3 protein-coding genes, 1 pseudogene and 1 riboswitch are annotated in these 3865 nt (G+C 67.4%); all 4 genes and pseudogenes read left to right on the plus strand.

What is annotated here, in order from left to right; translation table 11 throughout:
* A pseudogene (locus EOA86_RS25770) lies at positions 1-541 on the plus strand (aminotransferase class I/II-fold pyridoxal phosphate-dependent enzyme); the annotation flags it as partial.
* Positions 538-1173 carry a dethiobiotin synthase gene (gene bioD, locus EOA86_RS25775; protein WP_128344271.1) on the plus strand — a complete coding sequence of 212 codons (636 nt, stop codon included), beginning with the start codon at positions 538-540 and terminating at the stop codon, positions 1171-1173. The pseudogene EOA86_RS25770 and the gene bioD, both read left to right, overlap by 4 nt.
* Entirely contained in the window at positions 1170-2435 is a 1266-nt protein-coding gene (locus EOA86_RS25780; RefSeq protein ID WP_128344272.1) for an adenosylmethionine--8-amino-7-oxononanoate transaminase, read from the plus strand. Before bioD ends, EOA86_RS25780 begins: the two co-directional genes overlap by 4 nt.
* Positions 2432-3415 (plus strand): beta-ketoacyl-ACP synthase III, encoded by a 984-nt coding sequence (locus tag EOA86_RS25785; RefSeq protein WP_128344273.1) that lies wholly within the window; start codon positions 2432-2434, stop codon positions 3413-3415. The genes EOA86_RS25780 and EOA86_RS25785 overlap by 4 nt, the downstream gene beginning before the upstream one ends.
* A gap of 350 nt (positions 3416-3765) precedes the next feature.
* Positions 3766-3865, plus strand: a riboswitch (TPP riboswitch). This riboswitch is flagged as partial in the annotation.

The following is a 3865-nucleotide window of genomic DNA, read 5'->3' on the forward strand; positions in this document are numbered from 1 at the left end:
CGACAGGGGTTTTCGGCCCGTACGGGCGCGGCCTCGCCCGCGGCCTCGAGGGCCGGGCCAATGTGATCGTGCTGCATACCTGCGGCAAGGCGCTCGGATGCTCCGGCGCACTGGTACCGGCGCCGGCCGTGCTTTGCGAGTTCCTGGTCAACCGCTGCCGGCCGTTCATCTATTCCACCGCCCCTCTCCTTTGATGGCGGTGGCCGTCAGCGAAGCGCTCGCGATCCTGCGCGACGAGCCAGAGCGCCGCGACCGCCTCTCGCAGCTGGTCGCTTTCGCTGGCAGCGAGATCCATGAGCGCTGCGGGATGAACCCGAGCGGCTCGCAGATCATCCCCATCGTCATCGGCGACAATGCGCGCGCAATGGCAGTCGCCGCCGCCCTTCAGGCTCGGGGCTTCGACATTCGCGGCATCCGCCCGCCGACCGTACCGGAGGGGACGGCGCGTTTGCGGATTTCGGTCACCCTAAACGTCGATGAAGCCGACATATCCGCCATGGTCGCGGCGCTTGCCGAGGAGCTGGAGCGCGTCCCGGCATGAGCGCGATCGTCGTGACCGGCACCGACACCGGCATCGGCAAGACGGTTGTCGCGGCCGGCCTCGCCGGCCTGCTGGGCGCCGCCTACTGGAAACCGGTGCAGTCCGGCCTCGAAGGCGAAACCGACAGCCAGGCGGTCGCGCGGCTGGCGCAACTGCCGCCCGAGCGGACCCTGCCGGAAGCCTGGCGCCTGACGAAACCGCTGTCGCCGCATCGTGCCGCCGAACTCGAGGGCGTCACGATCGATCCCGACCGCCTCGTCCTGCCGGAAGTCGATTTTCCCTTGATCGTGGAGGGCGCCGGCGGCCTGATGGTGCCGCTCACCCGCAAGATCCTGTTCATCGACGTCTTCGCCCGCTGGCAGGCGCCGGTGGTGCTCTGCGCACGCACCGCGCTCGGCACGATCAACCACACGCTGCTGTCGATCGAGGCGCTGCGCCGCCGCGACATTCCGTTGCTCGGCGTGGCGTTCATCGGCGAGGCTATGCCGGACACCGAGTGCACGATCGCCGGGATGGGCGAGGTGCGAGTGCTCGGCCGCCTGTCCTTGCTCGACCCCCTGACGCCAATGACGCTGCAGTGGGCCATGAATACATATTTCGACAAGGCCGCATTCGACGAGGCGCGCACATGAGCCGCTCCGCCGTCTGGCATCCGTTCACCCAACACGCCGTCGAGCCGCCAGCGATGGCGATCGCGCGCACTGACGGCGCTTATTTGGAGACGCGCGACGGAAGGCGCATCCTCGACGCCATCTCCTCCTGGTGGGTGGTCACGCACGGCCATCGCCATCCACGGATCATGGAGGCGATCCGGATCGCGACCGAGACACTCGACCAGGTGATCTTCGCCGGGCTCACCCATGAGCCGGCCGAGCAATTGGCCACGGCGCTGACCGCGCTGACGCCCGCGGGACTCGACTGGGTCTTCTATTCCGACAGCGGCTCAACCAGCGTCGAGGTCGCTCTCAAGATGGCGCTTGGATATTTCCGCAACATCGGCGCCCCGCGCTCGCGCATTGTCGTGATGGAGCACGGCTACCATGGCGACACGATCGGGGCGATGAGCGTCGGCGCCCGCGGCGTCTTCAACGCCGCATACGAGCCGCTGTTGTTTGAGGTCGACACGATCCCCTTCCCCGTTGCGGGGCGCGCGCAGCAAACCCTCGACCGCCTCGAGGCATGCCTGCGCGATCGCAAAGCCGCGGCGATTGTTGTCGAGCCCCTGGTGCTCGGCGCCGGCGGCATGCTGACCTATCCGGCATCGGTTTTGGCCGAGATGAAGCGGGTAGCCGAGGCATCCGAAACCCTGTTCATCGCCGATGAGGTGATGACCGGCTGGGGCCGCACCGGCACCCTGTTTGCCTGCGAACAGGCCGGAATTTCTCCCGACATACTGTGCACATCGAAGGGACTGACGGGAGGTTCGATTCCGCTTGCCGCGACGCTCGCCACGGATGCGATCTTCCGGGCGCACTACTCGCATGACCGCAGTCGGACCTTCTTTCATTCGAGCTCCTACACAGCCAACCCGATCGCCTGCACGGCAGCACTCGCCAACATCGAGGTCTGGCGCACCGAACCGGTGATGGAGCGCATAGCTTCGCTTTCGCGCATGCAGGCCGAGCGCGCCCGGCGCTTCGAGGGGGATCATCGCTTTAGCGACATACGGCTTGCCGGAACCATCGCCGCCTTCGAGCTCCGCGTCGAGCGCGCCGGCTATCTCGCCGAGATCGGCCCGAAGCTGCGCGCCTTCTTCCTCGATTGCGACCTCCTGGTGCGGCCGCTGGGCAACGTGGTCTATCTGTTGCCGCCCTACTGCGTCACCGCGGCCGAACTCGACCGGCTCTACGACGCGATCGACGAAGCGGCGAGCCTGGCGAAGGCAGTGGCATGACCAGGTCATCGCGCATCGCCGGGCTCGGCCATCACGTCCCCGCGCGGAAGGTGCTCAATGCCGAGATCGAGGCCAGTCTCGGCCTGGAGGCCGGCTGGATCGAGAGCCGGACCGGACTCTGCTCGCGCCACTGGGCACTGCCAGATGATACGCTGAGCGGACTCGCGGAGAGGGCCGGCGACATGGCTCTCGCGGCAGCGGGAATCGACCGCGACTCGGTCGGGCTCATCCTGCTCGCCACCTCGACGCCCGACCATTTGCTGCCGCCCAGCGCTCCGCTGGTCGCGCATAAATTGGGACTCGGCCGCGCCGGCGCCGTCGACCTCGCCGGAGCTTGCTCGGGCTTCATCTACGCCCTGACGTTTGCCGATGCCTATGTGCGCGCGCACGACAAGCCCGCTCTGGTGATTGCCGCCAACATTCTGAGCCGCCGCATCAATCCGGCCGAGCGGGCGAGCGCGGTGCTGTTCGCCGACGCGGCGGGCGCCGTCGTGCTCGTGCCATCATCCGATCCCGGTCGCGGCGTCCTCGGCGCCTCCCTGGCGTCGGACGGCTCCGCTTATGGCTTGATCCAGATTCCGGCCGGCGGCAGCAGCAAGCCTTTCGCTGAGGATCTGGACATTTTGGAAACGCGCATGACCATCACCGACGGCCGCGCGGTCTTCGTCAAGGCGGTCGAGATGATGGCGTGCTGTTCCGCCGAAGCACTTTCGGCAGCGGCTCTCGAGCCTCACGCGGTGAATCGCTTTGTTCCACACCAGGCCAATGCCCGCATGCTGAGCGCTGTGGCCGCCAGGCTCGGCATCGAAGACTCGAGCACGGTCACGACGATCGCCGAATACGGCAACTCCTCGGCTGCCACCATTCCGCTGTCGCTGTCGCTCTCCCATCAAGCCCGGCCGCTGCAGCTGGGCGAGAAGCTGCTGCTTGCGGCCGCCGGCGCGGGCCTTACCGGCGGCGCGGTGGCGATGGGCGTGTAGCCTCGCAGCCACCCGCAAAGCAGGCAGAGGAGCGAGATGTGCAGAACAGTCGAACGCACAGTTTCCATGGCACCTCTGTCAGCAGGGCCATCCCCCAGGCAGATGGAATAGGGTCCGTGGCTCGAGCGAATTCGCGAGGAAAGAGCGGGTCGCGCGCCTACCGCTCGTCGCCATCGGCGGGCTCCCCAAGGCCGCCGGGCGACCAAGGCAACCAGGCAACGAGGCAACCGGAGCGGCTTCCCTACCTGTTCGGGCATGGCGCGGACGGCGCCGCATGGCTCGAGGTAACGGCGCGGCTGTCATCGAACCGGGCCGGCTTGACAAGCCGGCTGCCGTTGCCTCTAGATTGCCCCATTCACCAGGGGAGCCCGGACAACGGGCTGAGATACCGCTGGCTTCAAGCAGCGCGGTGACCCTTCGAACCTGATCCAGTTCGTACTGGCGTAGGGA

This window comes from Mesorhizobium sp. M5C.F.Ca.IN.020.32.2.1, assembly GCF_004023105.1.
GTDB classification, from domain to species: Bacteria; Pseudomonadota; Alphaproteobacteria; order Rhizobiales; family Rhizobiaceae; genus Mesorhizobium; species Mesorhizobium wenxiniae.

Excerpts from the sequence above, each read along its gene's own strand:
- bioD (WP_128344271.1), top strand. The coding sequence starts at position 538 with ATGAGCGCGATCGTCGTGACCGGCACCGACACCGGCATCGGCAAGACG.
- EOA86_RS25780 (WP_128344272.1), top strand. The coding sequence starts at position 1,170 with ATGAGCCGCTCCGCCGTCTGGCATCCGTTCACCCAACACGCCGTCGAG.
- EOA86_RS25785 (WP_128344273.1), top strand. The coding sequence starts at position 2,432 with ATGACCAGGTCATCGCGCATCGCCGGGCTCGGCCATCACGTCCCCGCG.